3 protein-coding genes are annotated in these 2,546 nt (G+C 67.9%); 1 reads left to right on the top strand and 2 read right to left on the bottom strand.

Annotated elements, in window-relative coordinates; genetic code table 11:
• The first annotated feature begins 233 nt into the window (after positions 1-233).
• A complete protein-coding gene (locus ACZ7GZ_RS42335; RefSeq protein WP_471033103.1) occupies positions 234-779 on the top strand; it encodes a hypothetical protein in 546 nt (181 codons plus the stop codon).
• On the opposite strand, the gene ACZ7GZ_RS42330 is transcribed toward ACZ7GZ_RS42335, so the two are convergent.
• On the bottom strand, positions 727-1,521 hold the full coding sequence (locus tag ACZ7GZ_RS42330; protein WP_471033101.1) for an IS5 family transposase: 795 nt from the start codon (positions 1,519-1,521) through the stop codon (positions 727-729). The two genes, ACZ7GZ_RS42335 and ACZ7GZ_RS42330, sit on opposite strands and share 53 nt — an antisense overlap.
• A gap of 814 nt (positions 1,522-2,335) precedes the next feature.
• On the bottom strand, positions 2,336-2,546 hold a 211-nt coding region (locus tag ACZ7GZ_RS42325), incomplete at its 5' end, for a hypothetical protein (RefSeq protein ID WP_471033099.1).

Raw genomic sequence — 2,546 nt, 5'->3', positions numbered from 1 at the left:
CCATCCGCATACCTCACACACCACGGGATACAGCCACCCATCCATGCCCATCAGGGACTTCGTGAAGATTCACCCCGACGAGCTGAAGTCAGTAAGGAACCCACGAGGCCCCCGGACTGTGATGTTGAGACTTCAGAAGCCGTATCTCAACCGAACTTGATCGTGTGATTCCTGCTGGTCAGGAATGGTCTCGCTCGGGGTGAGGGAGGAATGCGGCGTCTTGTGTCCGCTTGATGGTCGAGGGGTGCGCGGTGGCGTCGGTGCTGGGAATGCTGGAGGAGCGCGAGGCGGCTGCCCGGGTGCGGGTGGAGGGTCTGCGGGAGGAAGTGGCGCGGCTGACCGGGGTGTTGGAGGCCGCGGAGATCGAGCTGGACCGGCGGGTGATCGCGAGGGAGGAGCTGGTCGAGGCCCTGGCGGTCTCTGCGGCCGAGTCGACTGCCGTGACCGAGGCCGGGGCGGAGCGGGAAACCGCGTCCTCACCCGTGCCGGGCTCGACGGTGCCGCCCTGGCGGGACGGGTTGCCGGTGACGGTTCTGGCGCCGGACTATCAGCGGCTTCTGGGTGTGCTGGAGGAGGGGCGATCAGCGGGCAGGGGGCCGCTGAAGGCCAGGGAAATCGCGGTGGAACTGGGCTTGGAGACGACTCCGGCGAAGGTCGAGGGAGTGCGCTCGAAGGCCAGGCGCCTGGCGGAGCGCGGGTGGCTAGTGCAGGAGTCGTCGGGGACGTTCAGCGCCGGCCGGCGGCCCGTGGCCGTGCCAGACGCCGGCCCATCCGCGTGATCATCGACCACCGGATCATCGCTTCGCTGGTGGCGGGCAGGGTTTCGTAATCCCTCGCCAGACGGCGGGAGTTCATCAGCCATGCGAATGTGCGCTCGGCCACCCAACGCCTGGGGAGCACCACGAATCCCTTCATGTCGTCGGTGCGCTTGACGATCTGCAGGGTGAGGGCGAGTTTGTTGCGGCACCAGTCGACCAGGGCGCCGGTGTAGCCGCCGTCGGCCCAGACGAGAGTGATGTCGCGGTGCAGGCGGCGCAGCAGGGGCAGCAGGCCCGCCGCTGCGTCCCGGTCGCCGATGTTCGCGGCGGTGACCGCGACGACCAGCAGCAGACCGAGCGTGTCGGTCACGATGTGCCGTTTGCGGCCCGGCACCTTCTTCCCGCCGTCGTAGCCGCGTGAGGCGGCCGGCACCGTCGCGGCGGCCCGCACCGACTGCGCGTCGATGATCCCCGCCGTGGGCTCGGCCTCACGGCCCTCGCGTTCCCTCACTCGCCCGCGCAACCGGTCGTGGAATTCTGTGATCAGCCCGTGCTCGCGCCAGCGGCGGAAGAAGGCGTAGATCCGGCCCCAGTCGGGGAAGTCCGCGGGCATCGCCCGCCAGGAGATCCCGCCCGCGACCAGATACCGGATCGCGTCCAGCATCTGGCGGTGGCAGTAGCCCTCCGGCTGCCCGCCTCGCCCCTGGAGCCAGGCCGGCACCGGCAGCAACGGCCGGATGGCCGCCCACTCCGCGTCCGTCATGTCCGACGGATACCGGCGCACCCGATCGGGATGATCGGCCGCGTTCCCGTACACGTGCGCGAGGCAATCACACGATCGAGAGCCCGAGTTGAGAACAGCGGGCGGTGGCGCGTACAACTGCGACAACGGGGCCTCCTGGAACTGCTTGGTTCGGTTTGCACCTCCGAGCTACCAAGGGGCCCTGCCCCCATGCACCGACCACCAGAAGATCACCCCAGCGAGAAACCTGTTCGACTCGCACCTTCCATGATCGGTTGAGATACCGCTTCTCAGACATCTCGCTCAACAGTCCGAGGGCCTCGCCCGTTACTCGACCGGCCTCGTCACCCGATCGGTGGCCAAATTGAAAAGCCTCCAGGATCCGCCCCCACCCAGTTCCTACGGCCCATCACGCACTCGCGTCGGCGGGGCCATCCTTCTGACGACCCAAGAGATTCCGGGAACAGGCGATCTCACGTCAGGGACCGGAACACTTGTCCAATGATGTTGTCAAGCCGCCGCACACGGCGATTCGATCTTGATAGCGCAGACCGTAACTGATTGGGTCTCAGAGGACGTCACCTGGCAGCGGGCCAGGGCGAAGACGGCTCGGACATGGCGCTTGCACGCGCGGAAGCGTCACCGGTGCGGATGCTGATCAGTGCCGAGGCCGGCGAGACGCCGCCCACGCCGGAAGGGCTCGTTGCGGAAACGCCGACCGACGGTCCCACAAACGAGCCCCACAACCGGGAGATGGCCAAGAGGGCCCCGGTCAGTGCTTGAGAGACCTCAGCCGACTCGTCGGCTCGTCACCGCTCCCAGACACCCTGGACGACTACCGATCCTCGCGGGCCCGATCCTCACGGGCCCGATCTTCACGGGCCCGATCTTCACGGGCCCGATCCTCGCGCTTGGCCTGCTCGCCGCGCTTGACCTCCTCGCGCTTGACCTCCTCGCGCTTGGCCTGCTCGCCGCGCTTGACCTCCTCGCGCTTGACCTCCTCGCGCTTGGCCTGCTCGCCGCGCTTGACCTCCTCGCGCTTGACC

Source organism: Streptomyces sp. NPDC037288, from assembly GCF_055603265.1.
Note: the sequence above shows the minus strand (reverse complement) of the source record. Positions and strands in the feature narration are given on the sequence as shown.

Coding starts and splice junctions, on each gene's coding strand:
- ACZ7GZ_RS42335 (WP_471033103.1), top strand. CDS start 234: ATGGTCGAGGGGTGCGCGGTGGCGTCGGTGCTGGGAATGCTGGAGGAG.
- ACZ7GZ_RS42330 (WP_471033101.1), bottom strand. CDS start 1,521: ATGACGGACGCGGAGTGGGCGGCCATCCGGCCGTTGCTGCCGGTGCCG.